Origin of the sequence: Xenorhabdus santafensis, assembly GCF_033949405.1 — a bacterium.
In the GTDB taxonomy this organism is placed as follows: domain Bacteria; phylum Pseudomonadota; class Gammaproteobacteria; order Enterobacterales; family Enterobacteriaceae; genus Xenorhabdus; species Xenorhabdus santafensis.
The window spans coordinates 1-25303 of the sequence record NZ_VCDN01000037.1 but is presented as its reverse complement, the minus strand read 5'-3'; the positions used below and the strand labels follow the sequence as shown (position 1 = coordinate 25303).

The window sequence follows — 25303 nt, the reverse complement described above, 5'->3', positions numbered from 1 at the left end:
GTGGATTAGTGGATTAGTGGACTTTGGCTCCCTATACCAATATGGTAAATATCGTTTGACAGTAGAGATTTTAGCTGATATTAAAAAGTTAAAAATGGATAATTTAAGTTATTCAATTTATATTGAACAAAGCTAAATTAAATAATTTTAAAAGTGACCAGGAAAATACGAAAGAAGAATTATTAAAAGGAATTTATAACGACAATATTTTTCCAAATAAAATAAAGAAAAACATATCAATGCCAATGCTTATCCTGATCAAAATATAAATAATGTTTAAAATCCAATCACTTCGTCATCTAGTGACTGACTTTTTACCTGCTTGAATTATATTTAAAACTTCGGGCATACTACTAATCTGAATTGCATTGAATTTGGGTTCCATGGTCGAACTAGGATTATAGTAAGCGCTCTTCATATTAGCATTAAATGCTGCCTCTATACCTACGTAACTGTCTTCGACAACAAGACAATCTGCGGGGTCAGTATTCATACTTTGGGCTGCATGCAAGAAAATACCTGGCTCAGGTTTCCAAGAGTTTATGTCATACGAACTGAAGATGTTTTCTTTAAAGTAGTTTAGTAGCCCTGTGACTCGCAATGAGAGCAATATTTTCTCCATTGGAGCTGATGAAGCTACACAGAAGGAAATATTGAGGGATTCTAGTAACTCTTTAACCCCTTTATTAGGTTTTAAGTTCGTCGCAAGCATACTGTTCATTCTGCTGCGGTACTTAGGTTCAAAATCTTTTGGAAAAATCGTACGGTATTGTTGTTCAAGAGACTCAATTATTTTCGCTAGTTTCATTCCACGATAGCTTTTGAGGAGAGTGGTTGGATCACTTTCTAAACCTAGTAATCTTAACTCCTCGTGTAGCGCCAAGTTACACAAATGTTCACTGTAGACTAAAGTGCCATCACAATCAAAAATTATTAGCTTCATTTAGCTTAATGCTCCCTAAATTGTTTTCCATTTGCAAAGTACAAGAATTCTGTCAGGAAACCTACACTTAATATACACTTCCATGCCACCATACTTGGACTTCCAGTTGTAGTAAATGGCGTCACTCATTCCATTTTGGCGGCAGACATCTTCCACTTCCATACCAGAATCGGTGAGCTTTAAAATATTCACAATCTGAGTTTCAGTAAATCGTGCTTTTTTCATGTTGACCTCTGCAAATGTTAAGGCAGAGAATCTAATTATAATTGCCTCATTTTAGGGTAAGTAGGCAATATATGTTCAGGGTGATTTTCCCCATATCCAGTTAATTCTTATGACTATCTCTATTTGAAATATTCAATGAACAACTTTGTTACATCCAAATAATTATCCATTGCTGCTGTTTGACTCGTAATTTTGTGGTGTTTTACTGCGCCTACAGATAAAGGGTAGCATCTCTATTACAGTTTCACGCCTGTTTAACCCCTTACCTTTGTGTAAAACTGCACAGAGGATTGTAACTATTTTGCGTGAAGCCTGCGTCCATAAAACGAACCTATACAAATCAAAGGAGAGCGAAGTAATGGCACTATCATTGATGATTCAGGGAACGGCGTCTGATGTGGGGAAAAGTGTGCTGGTTGCGGGATTTTGTCGGCTATTTTCACAGGATGGCTATCGTTGCACGCCTTTCAAATCACAAAATATGGCCCTTAATTCCGGCATTACCGCCGATGGCAAAGAGATGGGCAGGGCACAGATATTTCAGGCCGAAGCCGCAGGTATTGCACCGGATGTGCGCATGAACCCCGTGTTGTTGAAACCCACCAGCGATCTCAGGGCACAGGTGGTTTTCATGGGGAAGGTCATGCGTAGTATGAATGCGGTGGAATATCACGAATATAAGCCTCAATTACTTCAGCAGATTTTGGAAGCGTACAACGGCCTTGCCACAGAAACAGACATTATGGTGTTGGAAGGCGCAGGCAGTCCGGCAGAAATCAATCTGCGTGATCGCGATATCGTTAATATGGGCATGGCCGAATTAGTGAATGCTCCCGTGATCTTGGTCGCAGATATTGATCGAGGAGGTGTATTTGCTGCTATTTATGGCACGCTGGCTCTGCTTGCCCCTGAAGAAAGGACTCGGATCAAGGGAGTGATCATTAATAAATTCCGTGGTGATTTGTCTCTGTTGCAATCAGGCCTCGATCAGATCGAGGCGTTGACGCAAGTGCCGATCTTGGGGGTATTGCCGTGGTTGGAACTCGATCTGGAGGATGAGGACAGCGTCGCCTTGCAAGTGGGCAAATATGATCATCAGCGCCCAAAAACAGGGGATCACCTCAATATTGTCGTTATTCAATATCCTCATATCTCCAATTTCACGGATTTTAATGTGTTGGCTGCTCAACCTGATGTGCATCTGAGTTATGTTTCTGAAGCAAGCGGGATTCAGGGGGCGGATTTAATTATTCTCCCTGGCAGCAAAAACACGTTGGGGGATTTAGCATGGTTAAAAATTCAGGGAATAGATGAAGCAATTATCCGTGCCCACCGAGAAGGTGTTCCGATTATTGGGATCTGCGGTGGCTACCAGATGTTGGGAAAACAGATCGTGGATGAAGTGGAATCTGATTTAGCCCAAATGTCAGGCTTGGGGTTATTGGATGCCGAAACCCTATTTGCCAGTGTAAAGCAAACAGCACAAGTCAGGGGGACTGTTTTGCCAGCTTCGGGCATCCTGAATTTATGTGGTGAACAACCGATAGCGGGTTATGAAATTCATATGGGAATCACACAGTTGGGTAAGCAAGTAACTCCCTTTGCCAGAATGCATTTGCATAATGGCGAGGAAAAAATTTGGTTTGATGGTGCGGTTACCCTGGATGGTTCAGTTATGGGAAGTTATCTGCATGGCCTTTTTGACCAACATTCTTTTACGCGCCCACTATTAAACCAACTTCGCATACGCAAGGGATATACTCCTCTGGAAAACGAGGTTTTTAATTATGCTCAGCACAAAGAGAAACAGTTCAATATATTGGCTGACAGCATGCGTGAGTCTCTGGATATTGATCGAATATATCGAATAATATGTGAGCACAATACGTAAACATAATTACGTGAACATAATATGTAAACACATTTACATGCCCCCTTTCGTTGAGAAAAAAGCATGTACTCTGTGATGGCGCTACGGAAAATGAAATTTCAGGTGGAGCTATATTATGATTTTGGTCACTGGAGGTGCGCGCAGTGGGAAGAGTTCCTATGCGGAAAGCCTGATTGCAGAACAGTGTGAGCAGGTATTGTATATTGCTACAGCGCAGGTTACGGATGAAGAAATGGCCGCCCGTATTGAACGGCATAAAAAGGAGCGCCCGGCACATTGGCGAACCTGGGAAGGCCATCAAAATTTGAGTGCAGTTATTCGCCAGCACCGGAAGCCTCAAGAAGGCGTTATACTTGAGTGTATTACAACATTAATTGCTAACTTGATATTTGACTTATCGGAAGGCGTTTCACTTGATGAGCTTGATTTTGCCGCGCTAGAGGTGTCTGTTCATCGTCAGATAGATGATTTGATTGACGCAAGTTTGCAATGCCCGATGCCGGTATATCTGGTAACCAATGAATTAGGAATGGGCATTGTGCCGGAAAATCGGTTGGCGCGCCATTTTGTCGATATCGCGGGGCGTGCCAATCAAAAATTGGCGCGGGAAGCTAAAGAGGTCTGGCTGATGGTTTCAGGCATTGGAGTGAAGATTAAATGAGACTGAATCTCTTTTGGGCCACAGTACAGTTTATGACACGGTTCCCGGTTCCCCAGAAATGGGCAGAAGGCGCCGAATTCTCCCAATATTGGCGTGGTGTTCCCAGCTTTCCGTTGATTGGCTTGGTTATTGGGGGATTGGCTGGTTTGATATCACTGGCTATCAGTCAGTCTGGCGGAGGAATGTATATTGGTGCAATGGGTTATGTATTGGTATTGGCCCTGTTGACCGGAGGATTGCATTTAGATGGTTTAGCGGATACCTGCGATGGCATTTTTTCTGCCCGCCAGCCAGAAGAAATGTTGGAAATCATGCGTGACAGCCGGCTTGGAACTTATGGCGGCATCGGATTGATCTTCTGTATTTCCCTCAAGGCCCTGGCTGTTGTTGAACTCTCATATCATCCTCCCTTGTATCTGCTTGCTTTGCTGACGTGTGCGCCGATCGTAGGGCGCACAACGGTTGTGCTTTTAATGTATGCCCAACGTTATGCCCGTGAAAATGGAGGCATGGGAAGTTACTATATTGGCCAGATTTCCTCTTCTGCTACTTTGTTGACTTTATTGGCGGGCTCAGTATTGGTCATGATATTGGGAGACTGGCAAGGTTTATCTGCCATGATGGTAACGCTGCTTGTGATTTATGGTATGAGTTTCTATTTCCAGTCTCGTCTTGGTGGGCAAACAGGGGATACATTGGGTGCTTCGATTGAAGTTGGAGAAGTCGTCTTTTTGTTGGTGATGATTTGGAAATGACCTTGATAATATGACTGCCTTCAATGCTCATTTCGGCAAATTAATTACCCTTAATGCACTGATTGATTCCATTCGGCCTCTGGATCGGGTCAATATGGAGAAAGCTGCACAACACATTGACAGTTTGGTCAAGCCGTTGGGAAGTCTGGGGCGGTTGGAGGCGTTGGCAATCCAATTATCCGGCATGGCGGGGATCAAAAATTTAGGTGCTCTGAAAAAGGAGATCATCGTGATGTGTGCTGATCACGGTGTTTATGCTGAAGGTGTGGCTATCTCTCCCCAAAATGTGACAGCCATACAAGCACGCAATATGTTGAAAGGATTAACAGGAGTCTGTGTACTGGCGAAAAATAGTGGAACTCATGTTTTGCCGGTGGATATCGGGATTGATTGTGAACCGATTGAAAATTTATTGTCTCTCAAACTTGCGCGCGGCAGTGGCAATATTGCCCGGAAAGCTGCGATGGAACAAACGCAAGCCGAAACACTGTTATTGGCAAGCGCACAGTTGGTACAGCGGCGTATCGAATCCGGGGTTTCCGTATTTGGCATTGGTGAATTAGGTATCGCCAATACGACAGCCGCAGCGGCTGTTATCAGTGTGCTGACCGGAAGTGATCCGCGTGATGTGGTTGGACTGGGCGCTAATTTTCCACCTGAATGGTTGGTGCACAAACAATCTATCGTACGGCAAGCCATTGCGGTTAATCAGCCCGATAGAAAAAATGCCCTTGATGTGCTGGCAAAAGTGGGCGGATTTGATTTAGTCGGCATGACTGGCGTCATTCTGGGAGCGGCAGCGGCGGGTGTGCCGGTTGTGCTTGATGGTTTTTTATCTTATGCATCCGCATTGGCGGCGTGTCATTTATCACCTATTGCCAGGGATTATTGTATTCCTTCCCATATGTCAGCAGAAAAAGGGGCGGCATTGGCATTACAATATTTGAATTTGCAACCTTATCTGCATTTGGATTTACGCCTCGGAGAAGGCAGCGGTGCTGCAATTGCGATGACATTGGTCGATGCTGCCAGCGCGATGTATTGCCATATGGGACAATTGGAAAGCAGCGGTATCAATTTACCTGTAATCACGCCTCAACCTTAATCTATTTCCATTGAATTCATTCTGATGTAATTAATTTTGAGATTCTCATAGATTACCGTTAAATATTAAGAGATCGCGCATTACGCGATCTCTTAGAATAACAATATAATTTATATATCGATTTATGGCAGATTATAAAATGATTCTGGTATCCAGAACAATACCGGGTTCCATAGCAATATAACCCAACAATTTCATTTCTCTATAAATGCCGACTACACAGGTGTAGTACATGATACGCATTTTATCTACCGTTGGTAGATCATTAACTTTAGCTACCCAGAAGTAATCTTTAATGCTCTGGACATCGACGTTTGTTATATTTCTCATATCAACAGTAGGAACAAACTTCATAACGTCGTTTACAACAGGGGGAGAAATAAGAGGTGATAAATCATCCATTCTTACCATTCTCATTGGTTCAATATTAACGACGGATGCAGAATATTGTGAACCAATATCTAAAGTTGTTACACTCCAGCGAATTAAATCACCTACATCAGCTTTAATCGTAAGATTAAGCTCATCATCGACAGAAACAACTTTGTCGTCATCAGGTAATACGCGGATATAATTTCTATAGAGCAATGATGGATGAATTAAGACAGGTTTGTTGAGGTCTTTGCTGAGTTTACCATAATCTGCCATGATGTCTTCAGCTTTTACAGCCAACATAATATCGATGTTTTTCATTACAGTACCCTTATTAATTAACGTTATGAGCGTATTCTATACACAACAAACATAATATTGGGCCCACATTTATTTGATAAGCTGCTTACGGATTAAATAATAGCAAAAAAATATAAAAACCAAACCATAAAAAGAATTTCATCGATATTTAAAATTATCAAGATAAAAGAAAGCTAAATTATCTTTAAAGCGTATTTGTTATCAATTATTTAAGTTTTAATTATTTCATTTCGTTTGCTAATTATATGGTTATAAAGAATGAACCATACATAGTTTTAATGCTTCACCTTGAAATTCATTGGCTGTTGCAGAGTTTTTATTTTACATGAAAAATTTGGTGTAATAAATACCTTGGTTACATTTTTTAATCATATGCTTTATTATAAACTGTCAGTGTGAATTTCCTTTTGAAATAATCATCTTAAATATATAACAATTCATTATTGCTGTATCGGGGAAATGAATATTTTTTAGCGAAAATGCCGTAAAAATGGTGGTGTTAAAATTTTGGGAGAGAAAACTATTACCATGCAATCTCTTTGTTTGAGATTACATGGTTTAATCGTGATAGTTTAACGTTGGTTTTAATATATAATGGTTTTAAGATGGTTTTTTAAAAGTAGTGTTTTTCATAGATCGGTTTATCTTTTGTTATTAACATTTCTTTAGTGGCTTAATTTTTGACACGTTTCCTTAATTGGTCTTTCATGATTTTTCCATTAACATTTCGAGGCAGTATTAAAAAAGTATACCCTTTTGGGCGTTTATATCGGGCGACAATGGTACAAATATAATCATCCAGCTCTTCTTCTGTGAGTGATGCATTTTCGTCAAGTTCAATAAATGCATGAGGAACTTCTCCCCAATATTCGTCAGGTTTCGCTACAACTGCTACGGCTGTAATCCCGGGATAGCTGGAAAGGGCGTTCTCTAATTCGAGGCTGGATATGTTTTCTCCGCCAGAAATAATGATATCTTTTTTCCGGTCGATGATCTTGATATAGCCATCGGGTTCAACAACGGCTAAATCCCCGGTATAAAACCATTGGCTAGTGGTTTCTAATGAAACATATCGCACAGGATCGTAAGAGGCGACTATATTGCCTCGTACAGCAACCTCACCAATTGTTTTGCCATCAAAAGGAACTTCTGTTTTGCTGGTTTCATCGATGACACTCACCTGTCCCTGTAAATTGGAGACGATCCCTTGTCGCATTTTCTTTAAGATCATTTCCGGTTTTGGCAGATCTTCCCATTCTGGTTTATTTTCGCAAACTACAACAGGCCCATAAGTTTCGGTTAAGCCATAAACATGTGTTGCAGTGATGCCAGCGGCATCCAGCAGGGAAAACATCATTTCTGTTGGCGGGGCACCTGCAATCAGGCCGGATACACGGCCATTAAAATGGATGCCATATTTTTGTGCTGTTCTGCCTATGGAGTAATGAACAATTGGAGCGCCACAATAGTGCGTGACATTATGTTCTTGTATAAGGAAAGTCGCTTTTTCGGCATCAAATTTGTTCATGCAGACATGTGTGCCGGCGCGTGCCGCAATTGTCCAGGGAAAACACCAACCATTGCAATGAAACATGGGCAGTGTCCATAAATAAGCAGGTCGTTTAGGCATATCCCAGTCCAAAATATTGGAAATAGCATTAAGAAATGCTCCCCGATGGGAATAAACGACCAACTTGGGCTGGCCACTGGTACCCGAAGTTGAATTAATACTTATAGCGTCTTGTTCATCGAATTGAACAAATGACAGTGGTTTTGAAGAGTGTTCAGTTATCAAGGATTCATAGGGGTAAAATAAATTTTCAGAGATGGATATTGGATTATTTAAATTATTTCCATCAACAACAATTATCTTAACTTGATTATTAAAACAAACATTATCCAGCAGTGAAATGTAATTAATATCAATAATAAATATATTTGGGTTAAGTCTTTCCAAGATAAAATTTAATGTTGCTGAATCTATTCGGGTACTTAACGCATTGAGAATACCGCCCGCTAAAGGTACAGCAAAATGTAATTCCAGTAATTCATGGACATTAGGCAAAAGGGCAGACACTACACTGCCTTTATTAACTCCCATGTGTTGCAGTGAAACCGCTATTCTTTCACAGCGATAGGCATATTGACGCCAAGTCCAACGGTGTTCTTCATCTATAATGGCAACGTCATCGCCATTACTGAGTACAGCTCTTTTAAGGAATAAAATCGGTGATAATGCTGTGCCATCATACTCATTTAAGAATGAGTTATCGAGAGTCATATTTTGCGTACCTTGTCTTATCATGTAGGGTAACCTGTTTTTAATATTAAAAATAAGGGTCAAAATAATAATAGGCAATTTTTCATTAATGCAATAATGTCTTTTTTCATAATAAAAATATGGAAGGACTTAAATAGACAGGCTGTGTTTTTTATTTCATGTCATTATAAATGTAATTTTTATGCTTATTTTTTCTGATACGCGACTTTCATTTATTGATATTGTTGAATTAACCACTTGAAAATATAGTGAAAATTATTTTCTTTTTGAATAGAAAACACTATCGAACCATATAAAGGAACAGCTATGTTTAATTTGACCGGAAAAATTGCTTTTATTTCAGGGGGAACTAAAGGTATTGGTAGAGGTATTGCTAAGGTGTTAAAACAAGCTGGAGCGATAACGATTATTGCTGGTACTGATAAAATCAAAGGAGAGCAAGTTGCCAAAGAGCTGGAAGTCGATTTCCTTTCCCTCGATGTTACTGATCAGGCTGCATGTAAAAATGCTATTGATAAAATTGTCGAAAAATACGGCAGGCTTGATATTCTTTGCTCCAATGCGGGTATTTTTCCACAGTGTTATCTGAAAGATATGACGGCTGAAGAATGGGATCTCGTGCATTCAGTTAATCTGAAGGGAACTTTTTTCTTAGTGCAGGCTGCCTTGCATGTTATGGAACAACAACGCTATGGGCGGGTAGTTATCACTTCGTCAATAACAGGGGAGATAACAGGGATTTCAGGTTACAGCCATTATGGTTCCAGCAAAGCCGGGCAGTTGGGGTTCATGCGTAGTGCTGCATTGGAATATGCGGGGCAAGGCATTACCATTAATGCTGTGATGCCGGGAATGATTATGACCGAAGGCTTACAGGCATTTGGTGATGATTTCCTTAATAATGTTAAAGATACAACGCCAATGAAAGCTTTGGGAACACCGGAAGATATTGGTTATGCTGCCTGTTTCCTGGCTTCCGATGAAGCTAAGTACATTACAGGGCAAACAATTGTTGTGGATGGTGGGCAAATTTTGCCGGAAGTCTGATTTTCCATCACCATTATCCTAATGGGATTACCGGCATAAAATGACCTTTACATGATTGCCTTCATCGCGGTGACATTTATAGCGCTGTTCCTATAAGAATTGCCGCCGGGCATTAGAAAAGGGTAAGATGGTCAACCAATAAACAAAGGAAGGGAAATTATGTTCTCTTCCTGATTTTTTTATTGTCTGCATTAGGTAAAGGATATTATGTCACTGAATTATGAACGTAACCCTCTTCCACTGCCAAACGGGTACAGTAAAGTACTGCTGCATTCATGCTGTGCACCCTGTTCAGGTGAAGTAATGGAAGCAATGCTGGCTTCAGGAATTGATTTCACAATATTTTTCTATAATCCGAATATTCATCCCCTCAAAGAATATGAGCTTCGCAAAGATGAAAACATTCGTTTTGCAGAGCAAATGGGCATTCCTTTCATTGATGCGGATTACGATCGTGATAATTGGTTTGAGCGCGCGAAAGGAATGGAAAACGAGCCTGAGCGCGGTGTTCGCTGCACTATGTGTTTTGATATGCGTTTTGAGCGGACAGCACTTTATGCCCATGAACACGGTTTTCCTGTCATTACCAGCTCGCTTGGTATTTCCCGCTGGAAAAATATGCAGCAAATTAATGAATGTGGTGTTCGGGCCGCATCACATTATCCAGATTTAATTTACTGGGAATATAACTGGCGCAAAGGTGGTGGCTCTTCCCGTATGATAGAAATCAGTAAGCGTGAAGAATTTTATCAGCAGGAATATTGCGGTTGTATATATTCCCTTCGTGATACTAATAGGCATCGTCTGTCTACCGGTCGCGAAAGAATCAAGCTGGGTACGGTTTTTTATAACGCAGACAGCAAGAAAGAAAACCACTAATTATATTGATTTTTATTGTATTTAATTTCTTTTCATTTCGCTTCGATCTCGTGCCTGCCAGCATTTTGATATGTTTCGCAGGCAAAGATCCCGCCTTCTTTATCCAAAAAAACCAGTAATACTACTTAATTTTGTTTAGATTTCATTAAGTTTTTCTGGCGTTCCAACCAGCTTGTTCATATGATAACAGTAATATAAATTTAAAATGGCAACAGGAAAATAAAATTATTTATTAAGGTTATCTTATGCAGAAAATCTTTAGTTTATTTAAATTTACTCTCGTCATATTTAGTTTTTTACTCGTTGCATGTAATGAAGAGAGTTATAGCTTTAATTTGCGTAAAGACAGTTATTCTGAGGCTCATACCAAATTTAAAACTAATATTGTTGATGATAGTTTTGTAAGTGATGGAGAGCCAGCCATTCCGCCGGAAGATGTTTTTTCATTGGTGCATTACCCGGCTGAAGACGGGAATATGGCCGCATTTCTCAGCGCTCCGCCCGCGGATAAGGGCAAAAAACATCCTGCTGTCATTTGGTTGATCGGCGGCTATGGTGGTATCGGCAACAGTGATTTTTTCTGGTCTGAACAGCCTTATGAAAACGATCAATCAGGATCTGCATTCAGGCGTGAAGGGATGGTGCTGATGATCCCCAGCTTTCGTGGTGAAAATATTAACCCCGGCAGCTATGAGATGTTCTACGGCGAAATTCGGGATATTGAATCTTCAAGGCAATATTTGGCGAAACTTCCTTATGTGGATCCAGAGCGAATCTATTTGGTTGGGCACAGTACCGGCGGAACTCGGGCATTATTAGCCAGCGAATATACTGAAAAATTCAGGGCTGTTTTTTCATTGGGTGGAATTCCCGATTTACGTTTACGCCTTGAGTACGGCTCTGTGCCGGTTGCTGTTCCATTTGATCAAAATAATCCTGAAGAATTTGAATTGCGCTCCCCGCGTACTTTTTTATCTTCCATAAAATCACCCACTTTTTATTTTGAAGGAGAGGAAGCTTATTGGGAAGAATTTGATGAAATCAAGAAACTAGCTGAAAATAAAAAGATTCCATTGCAGATTTACTCTATTGAAAATGGCGATCATTTCAACATTATTTCTCCTTTAACCCAGATGATTGCAGAAAAAATATTACGTGATACCGAAAGGGAAACCAATATTAGCTTTAGTCAACAGGATTTAATTAACATCAAAAATGAACTTTTGTATGTAGATTGATATATTTCCTCGTTGTATGGCATTAATAGACATTCTGGTGGTGACTTAAAACAAGCTCGGTTTATTTTCTGATAGCAATGAGCCACCACCATATTTATTCAATCTTTTAAGTAGCGGTTTTTCATTTCATTTTATTTTAATGTGGATTTTACCCAACCGACTTTGTGTGATGGAATAAGGTACTAATCTTTACCATATCTGGCCCGATTAGGCGTACAGCCAAAACGTCGTCGATAGTTCTGAGTAAAATAGGATTGGCTGGAAAAGCCGGATTCTAGTGAGATATCCGCAATACTCATTTCGCTGTTTAGTAGAAGCTGATGTGCATACAAAATCCGTTGTTCACTGATCCAGGCTTTGGGAGAAGTGCCATAAACACTATTGAATAGCTCTTTGAAAGAAGTCAGCCCCATTCCGAATTCTCGTGCAAAATCGTTTAACTTCCATTCCTTGAGATAATTGGCTTCCATAAATGTTTGCAGGCGCTCAACTTGACGATTGCTGAGTTTCCTTAGAATAGACATCAACAGTGATCCCTGTTTACTCAAGGAAAGTAACAGCAGTAACTCTTCAACCCTTAATTGGATCAAGGCAGGAGGAGAATCGTGGGCCAGTAAGTTTGCAAGCCCGCGGATGCTTTCCGTCAGTAGAGGAAATTGATTAAAAGGAATTAACCGGTAAGCAGGAAAATCTTGTCGCTCTATTTTGCTCAGCAGCGAGCCATAACGTTTTAAAAAACTGCGCAGGAACTCCATGTGCAATGGCAACCATAATATCTGGCAACTTTCTGTATTAGTTTTAGCTGCGTAGCTTCCCGGATGGGTAAAAAGGATCTCATTCGATGTGATGTGATAAGTATTGATGCTATCTTTCCATACCATTTCACCTTCAAGTAAAATATACAGCCCTCTATGTTTATGTTCTAGTATACTGAAATCTGGCATGGATAATTGAAGAGTACAAATACTCTTTTGAGCTAAACATGTCGTCCTTTTCATTTTATACTCCTAATTTTCCGTATCATGAGTAATCATTTTTTTTGATGAGTGCATGGCGTATTTATTTTATTAATTAATGAATGTTGAAAAACCTTCCTTCATCCTCAGATTATGTTGATAGAATCTAAGGATGATTAAGCCTGTATTGAAAGATCTTGAAATTTCATGCGTACATCAATTAAATCACTGTCAGTATTATATAGCTAAATAAATATTTGTGTTAGGTTTAAGTGTAAAATTTTGTGATATAAATTTATTTTACGCCTCTTTTTTTGCGATTGAAAATAACTTCTTTGTGATTTGTTTGTTTTTTATCTCTTATTGTTTAATCTTTATTTGATTTTTTTGTAAGGGGCATAAATGAGTATTAATATTGTCATTCTTTAGCCCGTTAAGTTACTTAGTTTTGGATTTTTTAGATAAAGTGAACAATTTTAACAAACGCCTGATTTGTATCATTATGATTAATAATGTTTTTTCTTGGGTGGTGTTTTTTTGTTAACGTAGTGAGTAAATATCGATAACTGAAACTCGGAATGATGAATTTAAAATTCAACCTAATTCACCGTGTTCTAAATATGTCGGTTTGGGTTGATATTGGCTCTATAAGTTAACAAAAAGGACATTATTAATATTTTAATATGTTTTCTTTTTTGAATTTATTTCATCCACAAGTTGCCCTTAATTAGTTGACATTAAAACATTGCCTCATCATTTAAAATTGAGCCTTATTTTTTATCGAGGATAAAACGATTCTTATACTGAACCTGCACTCCTTTTTATCTCGAGTACATTGTTTTGGTTGTTTAATTATGAAGCTTAATGTTGATGCGATCTTGAAGCATTTTAAATCAATGAGATAGCGTTGGTGTCATCTTCTATGGCTTGCTGCATCGATCATGCTATTCAGTCTTACCTTGTAGCTGCTTGCATTGCGACTTCTTGTCTTTTAAACACAGATACATCCAATGTTATTAAATTTGTTTGAAAATTGTTTTAAATTTATTAAATTCCTAGGTGGTACCTATGCAGGCAGCAAATTTAATTTGCTATGCCTGATTTCCTTAATTTCAGAGATATGAAATAATTAAAAGTAAATTCAGAAGGTTAACTCAAATAACAGCGTTATCCGTGTAATAACGCTATAAATGCCTCTGTTATAGTTTGGTAGATTGTTTTTTATACTAGTAGAATGCTAGGATCTGTTTTAACAATCTTTTCCCATGATTTGCTGAGGCATATTGATAGATATATTGCTGATGGAATATAAGAAAAAACAACAAAAACGAGAACGACATGAAAAAGTATCGTTTTTCAGATAACACTTTTTTATACAGCGTATGGCTCCTTTGGGGAATTGCTTTAGGGTTATATCTTTATGGTTACCATTTTGGTTGTACCATAACAGCAATTTTATCTTTTTTAGCTTTAGTGTTTTACTTTACGAAGAGAATAAAAGCTATGTTTGGAAAAAAAACTGAGGCACCTGTTGCCAATTCGACTACATCAATTACACCAATACAAACTGAAGAGAAAAAATCGCCTAATGTAGAAGCGCGCCCCAATACTGTTATTGCAAAAAACTCAGTATTCAAGGGCGATATCGATATGGAAGGGGATATTCAGGTCTGGGGCAAAATTGTAGGTAATATCCGGGTAAAAGGTGGTGCAATTCGTATTATGCATGCCGGCAAAGTTGAGGGTGAGCTTAATGCACCTGAGATCATCATTGACGGGCATGTCGATGGAACCTGTTGTGCGGATACATTGGATATTCTCGAGCATGGTGAACTGAGGGGCATCAGCCGCTGTGGAAGTATGTCTATTCGGCGTGGCGGGCTATTTGTCGGCCAGTCTGAGCAAGTAGAGAATAAGAAAAAATCTGAAATGGATCGCGTTGTTTCTATCAAGGATAGCCAAGGAGATAAACCAAAAGCCAAAAATAGTGCTTGAAAAAACGGTACTTGATAATTGCTCGTAACATTTGATTGTGTTTGCTGCCGGAAAATAAAAAACATAATATTTTCCGGCAGCTTTTTTTTAATCCCGGCTGATTTTGATTGGACTTAAATTTTTTCTTATATTTCAAGGAGGCTTCGTGATTTTTGAATTGGAATCCGGCAGATTGCGGTTGCGAGCCTGGAAAGAAGAAGATAAAGAACCTTTCTTTCGCCTGAATAGCAATCCCGAAGTCATGGAGTTTTTCCCCGGCACTCTCACTCAAGAGCAGAGTGATGTTCTACTTGATAACTGCATCCGTAAATTTGAGAGCCAGAATGGTTGGGGGTTATGGGCGGTTGAATTAAAGCAGGGCGGTGAGTTTATTGGTTTTGTCGGGCTGAATATCCCTAAAATTGAGTTTCCATTTTCTTCTTCTCCTTTCGTTGAAATAGGTTGGCGTCTGGATAAGCCACATTGGGGGAAAGGCTATGCTTGTGAAGCTGCCCGCAGAGTATTGGCATTTGCTTTTATGGAAATTAATCTGGAGGAAATTGTCGCTTTTACGGCTGTCCCTAACTACCGCTCAGAAAGTGTCATGAAAAAATTGGATATGATCAGGGATGAGCACACATTCATGCATCCAGCGTTGGCAGAAGGGCATCCATTAAGAGAGCATGTTTTGTACCGGCTTTCTCGTTCGCATTATTTATCTTCGCGCTGATTATTGCTCTTCAACCGGTTCTTGAACTTCATACGGGTTGTATACCTTGATAAGGCATATGATGCTTACATGGAAAAATGAGCGAAGTGCTGTCAGGGTTACCCCAATGATTAGGGATAACCCCGATATGAACCTCTTTTACCCCAAGTTCCATTTTTCAATCCGCTGCTTTGTTAGCCGCATTTCTGCCTGAAGATTATCGGGTATAAGCCGGATTGTTATTGCTTGGAGATCATCAGAGCAACGCGGCCGATGAATTGAATATCGCTGATTGCGCAATCAAATGTAACATCATTATCGCTGACCCTGATCTTGCTGATTGGGATTTTGGCAATCTTTTTGATGCTATGCATTCCCTCAATATCCACTAACCATAAGCCATCTTGAATATTGTCTTCTTGGGTATCCAGCAAATACCATGCGATTCCATCATCAACAACCAACGGGTTTTTGAGCTCCTTGGAAATTAATTCGCTGTCCAGAATTACGGGATTTGCTTCATTCAGCTTACCTCCCGACAGTTTTACACGAGAAATCGACGGGGCAATGATATCTTCCAGTCGTTCTGTTTTGCCATTTTCACCATCTGGAAAGATTTCACCTTGGCCTGTGCTCAACCACAGCAGTGAAGCACCAGTTTCGAGATTGCACTGGATGATCCAATCTGCTGGAAAGCTATCACGAAGATAGCGGTTTGCCATAGTGCTTTTGGAAACGCCCAAATGGTCGCTTAGGGCCTGACGTGACTTAAATCCATATGCGCGGACAAGACGTTCAATAGCAGGTCTTCCCCCACTATCAGCCCCCATTTTGATCTCAATATTGGTATTTTTCATTGACAGTACAGATAATAGATATTAGTATCCCACTAAAGTTCTCGAAATGAGATCTTTAGTGAGCCCTGATTGGTTAAGCAGAAAACCATTGAGAGATATTGCATCATGAACGTCCGAATTTCAATCTTTATACACGATATGTGCCCGTGAATTGACGATTGTTTAAGAAGTATGTCTTAAGTGAAATTGCTCAAGAAATAATGATTAAGAGGAAAATGTTGAGGGAAAACAATGGCGAATACTGAGAAAGAAAAATTTGCCCAGATTAACCTCGGCCAACGGCTGGAAGGATTGAATCATCTATCAAGGATCAGGGCAACATACTGGGGGGATGACGAAAAGGAATTCAATCGCTTTTTAGCTGATATGCGCGATAAGAAAGACTGCCACTATGAAGAAAATAAGCGGGCATTATCCGCTATTTTTTATTTGGCGAACATTCCACTCTCCCGACACGATATTGAGTTCAAGCATTTTACCCAAGAAGAAAAACAAGCCCTGATTAAGGCGATGAACCATATTAAAGTTGTTGTCAGCCAATTTCCAAAGCATCTGACATTGCCTTCGGAATCTCTCTTCTGAGCCGGGCTGACTCACCGTTATTTTTTGAACATATTTTTTAACATCAGTGAATGGCATGGATACGCCAGGCATTTGCACACCTTTAAACTTGCGCACCTTAACATGGTAAGATTGATGAATAGCGGCGTTATCACCAACACACATAATAATGGCTATTTAATTGCCGGCCAAAAACAAACTGCGGAATTCAGGCCGAATACACCGCAGGGCATTTCAATGGCAGAGCGCTTATTATGGGAAGTCAACGCGGAAGATCACCAATGGCGCCATCAATATATCGGGCAGATGCCAGATTTTTTGGCAAAGTATTTCAGCCATCGTTATGTTGACATTTTTTCCCGTGCAGGCCGCCGTGAGGCAAATTCCTTCCTGAGAAAAACGGTCGGGCAAAATGTCCTGCCCCGATTGCAGTTAGTAAAGGAAAAATACCAATTCAACCGCTGTCTTCCTGACAGCAACCTTGCCGGAATATCTCCTTTTCCTTTTGTTCATCATTTGGACAATCTGGCGACTTACGATCGTAAGCAGCTCATGAAATTCGCGCATGACATTTCCGTGTTCATATCCGGCAATTATGAGCATTACTCTTTGGCCTATTCACAAAAATATCCGCCAGTCTCTGCTGACAATGAAGGTGAGTTATTTTCTCGTGTCGGCAGGCTATACAAATTGCTGGCGAAACTGACGATGCTGTGCGGCACTAATCCTCCTTATTGGCAGAGTTTCAATTGTGGGCGAAAAACACCATCGATTGACCAATTATGCTCGGGAATGTTGCGAATGATGTCTGCGCGTTGGTGGTATTTTCGTTTGAAACGTTTACGCGATATCCAATCCGAACATATGGCGATTGCTGTCGGACAAGTGCAACAAGCGGCTTCGCCTTATGTATCACGTCAGGCATTAAGAGAATGGTTGGAGCAGAAACGGCGTAACCGTGAGTTTTTCAAGCATTTTGATTTGGAAAATGAAGAAGGGGAACGGATATCCCTGGCTGATACCGTTGTGCATAGTAACGCAAATCCGGCCATCCGGCGTTGTGAATTGATGGTCAGAATGCGTGGTTTCGAAGATATCGCTCACAAAATGAATTGCATTGGTGAGTTTTATACCATCACTGCGCCTGCAAAGTATCATGCGGTTCACTATCAAGGTGGATTTGTTAAAGATTGGGCTGGCGTGACTCCGCGCGATACCCAGCGTTATTTGAGTGGTGTCTGGGCAAAAGCGCGTGCTGCGATTGCCCGTGCGCGAATTCACATATTTGGTTTTCGGGTGGTGGAACCTCACCATGATGGCACCCCCCATTGGCATATGGTGCTGTTTATGATGCCGGAGCATCAACAACAAGTTAGGGCGATCCTTGAACATTATGCATGTCAGGAAGATAAAAATGAGTTACAGCATCATGGAGCTAAAAAAGCGCGTTTTGATTATAGAAAGATTGATCCTAATAAAGGTAGTGCAACAGGTTATATCGCAAAGTACATTTCCAAAAATATAGATGGTTATGCACTGGAAGAAGAAAAAGACCATGAAACGGGTGAATCTCTGCGCGATATGGCTAAATCAGTCACTGCATGGGCGAGTCGTTGGCGCATTAGACAATTTCAACAAATTGGTGGCGCTCCGGTTTCGGTTTGGCGCGAATTACGTCGTCTCAGAGACGTATGTTTATCTGATAAAAAAATCAATGCTGTTCTACAGGCTGCGGATAAAGGGAACTGGGCTGACTATACGCAAGCACAGGGAGGGCCTTGGGTTGCACGTCGCGATCTGGTCATTCGCTTATCTTACAAACATATTCCATTCGGAAGCCCTTATGGCGAAGACATTCACTCAATACAAGGCGTGACATCGCCTTTTTTGCCTCGCGCAGAATTTATTTGTACGCGTATTCACCAGTGGAACATTGTGCCTAAATTGAACGCAGAGCCTAAGCCTGAACAGATAGTTTATAAAAGGAACAAAAAATTTTCCTCTTGGAGTTCTGTCAATAACTGTACGGATGGACAGGCCATGTGGCCGCTGGAATGCGGTGTGGGAGAGGGAGGAGGTGTAACAAAAGAGCTAAAAATGACATTAGCAAATATTCCTATAAAAGTAATAAATGATAGTTATTAACTATCAAATTTTATCTTTATGAAAGGAAAAAACTTCTTTAACTTTTCGTAAATTAGGTGTACTGTATAAACATACAGTTTTATATGGAGGCGGATATATCAATGGAATCTCTTATGGAATCATTGGTAGCGCAACGTATTAATTTTATTGCCAGAATGGCAACAAGTTGCGAATGCAATCATGCGGAAGACAAAGAACTGGCTTTGGTTTGGATAGCGGAATTATCTGCACCTTATGAAAAAAGACACAGTAGTTATAAGAAAGAATCAACAAACAATTTGTTAGATGTTGATGTATTAGAGGACTCAAGTTCGATTGAAGATTAGATTTATCAGGAGAAAAGAATGCGAGTAGAAGTACTTTTCGATAAACAAACTAATGTTTCTGAAGCAGTTATGGCTGCGCTTGAAAATGAACTAAAAAAAAGAATATTACCGCATTATCCTGATACACATTTTAGGATTGCAATCAGCAGCAATACCTCCGTAAAAGTAACAGGGACGAACAACAGTAGTGAACGCGACCATATGATGGAGCTAATTCAGGAAGTTTGGGAGGATGATAGTTGGTTGTCAGATTAAATCTGACAGGTTATGGATGGCAAGTCACAGCAAAAAAACAAAATAGCACAAAGGCAGGAAACGATTTCCTGCCTTTGTGCTTTTTAACGCCAATAAAAGTGCATAAATGAAACGCCTGTTTGTTTTTGTATCACTTTTCTGACAATTTCATCTCATTGAAGCATATTTCTCATTATTCGATCATAACTCTCCGATTTACAAACTATTTTCTGCAAAGAAAAAGGAGAGTTTATGCAAATTATCGCACAACAAAATGAAACGGTTGATGCCATCTGCTGGCGTCATTATGGCCGTACGCTGGGTATGACTGAACGTGTATTGCAGGCAAATCCGGGATTGGCTGATTTTGGCGCGGTATTGCCACATGGAACGAAGGTTGAAATGCCGGAATTTATGCCGGTAGCCAGCAAACCGATTATCCAGCTATGGGATTAAGGGATGTGCATGGATAAATACAGTCATGCCACTTATGCCTGCGTCAGTACAACCGCCATTTTTTCCGGGCTTTCTTTATATGAATGGAGTTTTATTCTTGGGGTATTTGCCAGCATCTGCCTTGGGGTTTTGACCTATCGGCTCAATCGTCAGGAGCAAATGAAACGCACCCTGATTTTAAAAAACATTCTGGAAAACTTGGAACTAGAGCCTGCATCAAAATCAGCCAAGATTGTCAGCGAGCTGATCAACCAAGCACCGAAAGAGTTATAGCATGTGAAAACAGTATGCGGGGGACAGCGTGCAAGATTTTAAAACGAAACTCAGCCAATGGGTTCTCGCTCTGGTGGTTGGTGGCGCGACATCTTCCCTCATTCTTTCCCAGTTTTTGGATGAGAAAGAAGGTAATCGTATGTCTGCTTATCAAGATGCGGGCGGGGTTTGGACAATATGCCGGGGTGTGACACATGTGGATGGCAAAAAAGTACACAAAGGAATGCAATTGACACGTGAACAATGTGACACACTGAATCGGATTGAGGCGGATAAGGCGATTGATTGGGTAAGAAAAAATATCCATGTTCCTCTCACTGAACCGCAAATTGCCGGTATAGCCAGCTTCTGCCCGTATAATATCGGCCCCGCAAAATGTTTCTCTTCTACTTTTTATCGCAAACTCAATGCAGGGGATAAACAAGGTGCCTGTGCCGAGATTAAGCGTTGGATCTACGATGGTGGACGCGATTGTCGAAAAACCCGGGGGCAGTCGAACGGGTGTTATGGGCAAGTTTTGCGTCGTGAGCAGGAGGCTGAACTGGTTTGTTGGGGATTGAAATAATGAAAAAGATGCCATTGATTGTGAGCCTAATCATGGGCGGAAGCCTTGGTTGGTGGGGGCATCGTTCCGTGTTTCTCAGTGAAGTGGCAGGGTTGAAACAACAGCATGCGACTCAGCTTGTTGCCATCAACCAAAAAGCGCATTCAGAAACGCTGGCTGCCATTCAGCAAATGAAAGATGCCCAAAATCGAGCCGCGGAATTGGATAAATACTATTCAGGAAAATTAGCTAATGTCACTGAAGAAAATACGGCCTTACGTGCTGATATTGCTGCCGGCCATCGCCGGGTGCAAATCGCCGCCGCCAACCTTGCTACCTGTCAGCTCACCCAAAACCGAGATACCGGCACCCGCAGCGTGGGCGATGGAGCCCAAGTCGAACTCACTGCAAAAGCTGGACGCGCTATTTACGATATCCGAGCCGGAATCATCCGCGATCAAGCCAAACTAGACTATTTGCAACAATATGTCCGTGAAGTCGTTCAGCAGTGTAAGGCGGAATAACTCTTCCTATACCTTATGAATTTCAAGGTGTGTTGCGGCGGCAAGGAAATGACAAATTCAGCGGGAACGAATTTGCCTGGCTAAAAGTCGAGAGGCAACTTGAAAGATGACGGGTATATAAATCACGGCATTTTGTTTCAAGTCATTCAACGCTATTCCATCACTCGCAAAAGGCCTTCTCCCATCGCCGGAAAGGCCTTTTGTTTTTCATGTTAATAAATTGATATTAAACGATTTTATTTCTGGATTTGTGTGCTGTTTCTTACAAGCCTAGTTTAATGTCCGGTCAGCTTTTTCATGGCATTCTTACGCCATGAACACACAACTCACTGAACTGATGCGCTTATTGCGCAACCTGATCCGAACAGGCGTCATTACCCAAGTGGATACCATCAAGGGAGTGTGCCGGGTCGCGACAGGCAATCTTGAAACCAACTGGCTGCACTGGTTGGCATCCAGAGCGGGAAACTCCCGCACATGGTGGGCGCTCAGTGTTGGTGAGCAGGTTTTATTACTGTCCATAGGCGGAGAGCTGACCACCGCCTTTGTATTGACTGCGATTTTTTCAGATGAGTTTCCGGCGCCATCAACATCACCAGAAGCAACGCATATTACGTTTCCGGATGGTGCCGTGATGGAGTATGAACCGCAATCCGGCGCATTGACTGTGACTGGCATCAAAACCGCGACAGTGACTGCATCGGATTCCGCCCATATTACCGCGCCGGAAATCACCTGTGTTGCCAGCACCCGAATTACGCTGGACACACCGGAAGTCATCTGTACGCAGCTGATGAGCACAGGCAACTTAATTGTGCGCAACGGCGGCAAAATGACGGGCAATATTGAACACTCCGGAGGCACATTCAGTTCCAACGGCGTGGTCGTGGATTCCCATAAACACACCGGCGTCAGGTCAGGCGGTGACACAACAGGAGGCCCCGTATGATGTATCTGGGAATGAACCGGAAAACAGGCCGGGAGTTGACAGATTTGGCACACGTCCGGCAATCCGTCAGCGATATTTTATTAACCCCAGTAGGCAGCCGTATCGCGCGTCGTACTTATGGTTCTTTACTGCCCGAATTAATCGACTGGCCACAGAACCCGGCGCTCCGGCTTCAGGTGATGGCAGCCAGCTACACCGCTATCAGCCGTTGGGAGCCTCGTGTAACGCTAACGTCCATCACAATGGAAACCGGGCAGGACGGCAAAATGGTGGTGGATATTACGGGAACTTACCATCAATCAGCCAAAGAATTTTCACTTTCGATTCCGGTGAACCATTCCCGGTAAGGCTATTCTCGAGAGGTAAAGCATGCCAACAATCGATTTAAGCCAGCTACCACCACCGGATGTGGTTGAGCCGCTGGATTATGAACAACTACTGGAAGAGCGCAAAAAAGGATTGATTTCGCTTTATCCAGAAGATCAGCAAGAAGCCATTGCTCGCACTTTGCAACTGGAGTCCGAGCCATTGGTCAAGTTGCTGGAAGAGAACGTTTATCGTGAACTGCTTTTGCGTCAGCGCGTTAATGAAGCGGCGCGAGCTGTGATGGTAGCGTATTCAACAGGCAGCGATTTGGATCAACTGGGGGCGAACAACAACGTATCCCGCATGATCTTGCGCCCAGCGGATAACTCCACCGTTCCTCCAACTCCGGCAGTCATGGAATCTGACAACGACTATCGAGTGCGCATTCCGCAAGCCTTTGAAGGTTTGAGTGTTGCCGGGCCAGTTGGTGCGTATGAATACCATGCCCGCAGTGCGGACGGCCGTGTCGCTGATGCATCGGCAATCAGCCCATCGCCGGCCAACGTTACAGTGACCATTATGTCGCGGGAAGATAAAGGCGTCGCATCCAAAGAGTTGCTGGAAAAAGTTGAAAAAGCGCTGAACGATGAAAACGTACGCCCGGTGGCGGATCGGCTAAAAGTTCAGTCAGCCAACATTGTTGAATATGAAATTGATGCAGTGTTGTACATCTTCCCGACTCCAGAATCAGAGCCTATTCGCAAGGCGGCGGAACAGAAGCTGAAGTACTACGTAGAAGCGCAACATCGTTTGGGGCGTGACATTCGCTTATCCGCGATTTATGCCGCATTGCATGTAGAAGGCATCCAACGCGTAGAACTGAAAGCACCATTGAAAGACGTCGTACTGGATAAAACCCAGGCGTCTTACTGCACCAAAACCACCCTGACGATGGGAGGCTCGGATGAGTGATCGCCTTCTACCGATGGGCTCGACTCAGTTAGAGCTTGCGGCAGCTAAAGCTTGTGCTGAATTGCAGAAAGTCAACGTTCCACTTCGTGAATTGTGGAACCCAGACACATGTCCGGCATCGCTGCTGCCCTATTTGGCATGGGCATGGTCAGTCGATCGCTGGGACGAGAACTGGCCTGAGAGCACCAAAAGAGAAGTGATCAAAAACTCGCTGTTCCTGCACAAACATAAAGGAACGATTGGTGCGATTCGGCGCGTAGTTGAACCGTTGGGATATCTCATCCGCGTAAAAGAGTGGTGGCAAACCAATGATGCTCCCGGCACTTTCCGGCTGGACATTGGTGTACTGGAGAGCGGTATCACTCAGGAAACCTTTGATGAACTGGAAAACCTGATTTTTGATGCCAAGCCAGTGAGCCGGCATTTAATTGGGTTGGATATCAACTTAGATACACGTGGTGAATATTACTACTCGGCAGCGACATACAGTGGTGACGAGCTGACAATTTACCCTTATTTCCCGGAACAAATCACGGTATCCGGCTCAGAGATCGTGGGTACGGGCATACATATTATCGATGACATGAGGATTAGACCATGAGTACCAAATTCTTTGCGTTGCTGACACAGTTAGGCGCAGATAAATTGGCAAATGCTGCGGCATTGGGTACTAAAATTGAAATTACCCATATGGCCGTTGGTGATGGTGGTGGCAGCCTGCCGACACCGGATACCAAACAAACCAAACTGATTAATGAAAAACGTCGTGCGGCGATTAACACGCTGAGCATCGATCCTAAAAACACCAACCAAATCATTGCTGAGCAGGTTATTCCTGAAGCTGAAGGCGGCTGGTGGATCCGTGAAATCGGCTTGTTCGACAAAGACGGCGTTCTGATTGCGGTAGGTAACTGCGCGGAAACCTACAAACCGCAATTGCAGGAAGGTTCCGGCCGTACCCAGACCATCCGCATGATCCTGATTGTCAGCAGCGCTAACGCAGTGACATTGAAAGTTGATCCTTCGGTCGTTTTGGCAACACGTGAATATGTGGATGATTCTATCCAGAAACACGCGAACAGCCGTAATCACCCAGACGCGACGCTGAAAGAGAAAGGATTTGTGATCCTGAGCAGTGCAGTGGACAGCGCTAGTGAAACTCTTGCAGCGACGCCAAAGGCGGTTAAAGCAGCTTATGATCTTGCTAAGGCTGCGGATAATAATGCGAATGGCCGTTTGGAAAAAAGCAAGAATGGTGCAGACGTAGCTGATAAAGATGCATTCAACCGAAATATTGGCTCAGGTCGAGCATTCGGCGGAGCTGTTACTATCGGTGGCGGTGGTACTTGGACAACTGAAGAATTCATTGGATGGCTAAAAAGTAAGGGAGCTTTTGATAATCCTTATTGGACATGTAAAGGCACATGGGCATATGCCAATAATAGAATGATCACTGATACCGGCTGTGGCTCAATCCATTTAGCGGGTGCTGTTGTAGAAGTCATGGGTATTGAAAGTGTAATGACCATCCGTGTCACGACGGCTCCTACATCTGTAAATGACTGTATTCCGAATGCACAGTTTACTTATGGAAACCATGGTAAGGACTACCTTCCAAGTTGGAGAAGGGATTATAACACCACTAATAAACCTACTTCAGATGAGGTTGGGGCATATTCAAAAAGTGAAACTGATTCCTTGGTGAATGAAGCTAAAAATTTGGCAAATGCTCGTTTGGAGAAAAGCCAAAATGGTGCTGATATTCCAAACAAAGACGAGTTTGTGAAAAACCTCGGTTT

General features: G+C 42.0%; 27 protein-coding genes and 1 pseudogene. 22 read left to right on the top strand and 6 right to left on the bottom strand.

Translation table 11 applies throughout. From position 1 onward, the window contains the following. Positions 1 to 295 precede the first annotated feature (295 nt). Together FE392_RS10000 and FE392_RS09995 are read right to left on the bottom strand one after the other, a co-directional pair. On the bottom strand, positions 296 to 943 hold the full coding sequence (locus FE392_RS10000; RefSeq protein WP_319930083.1) for an HAD family hydrolase: 648 nt from the start codon (positions 941 to 943) through the stop codon (positions 296 to 298). A gap of 78 nt (positions 944 to 1021) precedes the next feature. After that, positions 1022 to 1168 (bottom strand): annotated as a pseudogene (locus FE392_RS09995) (transposase); the annotation flags it as partial. A gap of 358 nt (positions 1169 to 1526) precedes the next feature. Between FE392_RS09995 and FE392_RS09990 the strand changes: the two are divergent. From FE392_RS09990 to cobT, 4 genes are all read left to right on the top strand, one after another. Continuing rightward, the gene (locus tag FE392_RS09990; protein WP_319930082.1) at positions 1527 to 3059 is read left to right on the top strand and encodes a cobyric acid synthase; all 1533 of its coding nucleotides are present in this window, start codon (positions 1527 to 1529) and stop codon (positions 3057 to 3059) included. 115 nt (positions 3060 to 3174) lie between these two features. Then, positions 3175 to 3720: a bifunctional adenosylcobinamide kinase/adenosylcobinamide-phosphate guanylyltransferase gene (gene cobU, locus FE392_RS09985; RefSeq protein WP_319930081.1), complete on the top strand. Its 546-nt coding sequence runs from the start codon at positions 3175 to 3177 to the stop codon at positions 3718 to 3720. Continuing rightward, positions 3717 to 4475: an adenosylcobinamide-GDP ribazoletransferase gene (gene cobS, locus FE392_RS09980; RefSeq protein WP_319930080.1), complete on the top strand. Its 759-nt coding sequence runs from the start codon at positions 3717 to 3719 to the stop codon at positions 4473 to 4475. Before cobU ends, cobS begins: the two co-directional genes overlap by 4 nt. A gap of 10 nt (positions 4476 to 4485) precedes the next feature. After that, entirely contained in the window at positions 4486 to 5580 is a 1095-nt protein-coding gene (gene cobT, locus FE392_RS09975) for a nicotinate-nucleotide--dimethylbenzimidazole phosphoribosyltransferase (protein WP_319930079.1), read from the top strand. A 132-nt stretch (positions 5581 to 5712) separates the two neighbouring features. Here cobT and FE392_RS09970 read toward each other — a convergent pair whose 3' ends face one another. Next, positions 5713 to 6273 carry an AidA/PixA family protein gene (locus tag FE392_RS09970; protein ID WP_319930078.1) on the bottom strand — a complete coding sequence of 187 codons (561 nt, stop codon included), beginning with the start codon at positions 6271 to 6273 and terminating at the stop codon, positions 5713 to 5715. Between the two features lie 673 nt (positions 6274 to 6946). After that, entirely contained in the window at positions 6947 to 8578 is a 1632-nt protein-coding gene (locus FE392_RS09965; protein ID WP_319930077.1) for an AMP-binding protein, read from the bottom strand. Between the two features lie 282 nt (positions 8579 to 8860). On the opposite strand from FE392_RS09965, the gene FE392_RS09960 reads away from it, so the two are divergent. From FE392_RS09960 to FE392_RS09950, 3 genes are all read left to right on the top strand, one after another. Further along, positions 8861 to 9601: an SDR family NAD(P)-dependent oxidoreductase gene (locus FE392_RS09960; RefSeq protein ID WP_319930076.1), complete on the top strand. Its 741-nt coding sequence runs from the start codon at positions 8861 to 8863 to the stop codon at positions 9599 to 9601. Between the two features lie 207 nt (positions 9602 to 9808). After that, entirely contained in the window at positions 9809 to 10480 is a 672-nt protein-coding gene (locus FE392_RS09955) for an epoxyqueuosine reductase QueH (protein ID WP_319930075.1), read from the top strand. Positions 10481 to 10725: 245 nt separating this feature from the next. Beyond that, positions 10726 to 11718: an alpha/beta hydrolase family protein gene (locus FE392_RS09950; RefSeq protein ID WP_319930074.1), complete on the top strand. Its 993-nt coding sequence runs from the start codon at positions 10726 to 10728 to the stop codon at positions 11716 to 11718. Positions 11719 to 11900: 182 nt separating this feature from the next. Here FE392_RS09950 and FE392_RS09945 read toward each other — a convergent pair whose 3' ends face one another. Continuing rightward, on the bottom strand, positions 11901 to 12716 hold the full coding sequence (locus tag FE392_RS09945; RefSeq protein WP_319930073.1) for a helix-turn-helix transcriptional regulator: 816 nt from the start codon (positions 12714 to 12716) through the stop codon (positions 11901 to 11903). A 1296-nt stretch (positions 12717 to 14012) separates the two neighbouring features. On the opposite strand from FE392_RS09945, the gene FE392_RS09940 reads away from it, so the two are divergent. Both FE392_RS09940 and FE392_RS09935 read left to right on the top strand, forming a co-directional pair. Then, the gene (locus FE392_RS09940; RefSeq protein ID WP_319930072.1) at positions 14013 to 14669 is read left to right on the top strand and encodes a bactofilin family protein; all 657 of its coding nucleotides are present in this window, start codon (positions 14013 to 14015) and stop codon (positions 14667 to 14669) included. Positions 14670 to 14814: 145 nt separating this feature from the next. After that, positions 14815 to 15378, top strand: coding sequence for a GNAT family N-acetyltransferase (locus FE392_RS09935; protein WP_319930071.1), 564 nt, complete (start codon positions 14815 to 14817; stop codon positions 15376 to 15378). Between the two features lie 218 nt (positions 15379 to 15596). Here the strand turns inward: FE392_RS09935 and FE392_RS09930 are convergent, their stop codons facing one another. Continuing rightward, entirely contained in the window at positions 15597 to 16214 is a 618-nt protein-coding gene (locus FE392_RS09930) for a phage repressor protein CI (RefSeq protein WP_319930070.1), read from the bottom strand. Between the two features lie 231 nt (positions 16215 to 16445). Here FE392_RS09930 and FE392_RS09925 point away from each other — a divergent pair, with 231 nt between their 5' ends. The 13 genes from FE392_RS09925 to FE392_RS09865 all read left to right on the top strand — a co-directional run. Beyond that, positions 16446 to 16796 carry a DUF5347 family protein gene (locus FE392_RS09925; RefSeq protein ID WP_319930069.1) on the top strand — a complete coding sequence of 117 codons (351 nt, stop codon included), beginning with the start codon at positions 16446 to 16448 and terminating at the stop codon, positions 16794 to 16796. A gap of 114 nt (positions 16797 to 16910) precedes the next feature. Beyond that, positions 16911 to 18920 (top strand): replication endonuclease, encoded by a 2010-nt coding sequence (locus tag FE392_RS09920; protein WP_319930068.1) that lies wholly within the window; start codon positions 16911 to 16913, stop codon positions 18918 to 18920. Positions 18921 to 19033: 113 nt separating this feature from the next. Beyond that, positions 19034 to 19246 (top strand): hypothetical protein, encoded by a 213-nt coding sequence (locus tag FE392_RS09915; protein WP_319930067.1) that lies wholly within the window; start codon positions 19034 to 19036, stop codon positions 19244 to 19246. 18 nt (positions 19247 to 19264) lie between these two features. Then, on the top strand, positions 19265 to 19501 hold the full coding sequence (locus tag FE392_RS09910; protein ID WP_319930066.1) for a DinI-like family protein: 237 nt from the start codon (positions 19265 to 19267) through the stop codon (positions 19499 to 19501). Between the two features lie 231 nt (positions 19502 to 19732). Next, positions 19733 to 19936, top strand: a complete 204-nt coding sequence (locus tag FE392_RS09905; RefSeq protein ID WP_092511136.1) for a tail protein X — start codon at positions 19733 to 19735, stop codon at positions 19934 to 19936. A gap of 9 nt (positions 19937 to 19945) precedes the next feature. Beyond that, complete coding sequence (locus FE392_RS09900; RefSeq protein ID WP_319930065.1) at positions 19946 to 20209, top strand: hypothetical protein; 264 nt, start codon at positions 19946 to 19948, stop codon at positions 20207 to 20209. Between the two features lie 28 nt (positions 20210 to 20237). Beyond that, complete coding sequence (locus tag FE392_RS09895; protein WP_319930064.1) at positions 20238 to 20774, top strand: lysozyme; 537 nt, start codon at positions 20238 to 20240, stop codon at positions 20772 to 20774. Further along, positions 20774 to 21277 (top strand): lysis system i-spanin subunit Rz, encoded by a 504-nt coding sequence (locus FE392_RS09890; protein ID WP_319930063.1) that lies wholly within the window; start codon positions 20774 to 20776, stop codon positions 21275 to 21277. The genes FE392_RS09895 and FE392_RS09890 overlap by 1 nt, the downstream gene beginning before the upstream one ends. 313 nt (positions 21278 to 21590) lie before the next feature. Further along, the gene (locus FE392_RS09885) at positions 21591 to 22226 is read left to right on the top strand and encodes a phage baseplate assembly protein V (protein ID WP_319930062.1); all 636 of its coding nucleotides are present in this window, start codon (positions 21591 to 21593) and stop codon (positions 22224 to 22226) included. Continuing rightward, positions 22223 to 22573, top strand: a complete 351-nt coding sequence (locus FE392_RS09880; protein ID WP_319930061.1) for a GPW/gp25 family protein — start codon at positions 22223 to 22225, stop codon at positions 22571 to 22573. Before FE392_RS09885 ends, FE392_RS09880 begins: the two co-directional genes overlap by 4 nt. 22 nt (positions 22574 to 22595) lie before the next feature. Beyond that, positions 22596 to 23504, top strand: a complete 909-nt coding sequence (locus tag FE392_RS09875; protein ID WP_319930060.1) for a baseplate assembly protein — start codon at positions 22596 to 22598, stop codon at positions 23502 to 23504. Then, the gene (locus FE392_RS09870; protein ID WP_319930059.1) at positions 23497 to 24105 is read left to right on the top strand and encodes a phage tail protein I; all 609 of its coding nucleotides are present in this window, start codon (positions 23497 to 23499) and stop codon (positions 24103 to 24105) included. The genes FE392_RS09875 and FE392_RS09870 overlap by 8 nt, the downstream gene beginning before the upstream one ends. Continuing rightward, on the top strand, positions 24102 to 25303 hold a 1202-nt coding region (locus tag FE392_RS09865; RefSeq protein ID WP_319930058.1), incomplete at its 3' end, for a phage tail protein. The genes FE392_RS09870 and FE392_RS09865, both read left to right, overlap by 4 nt.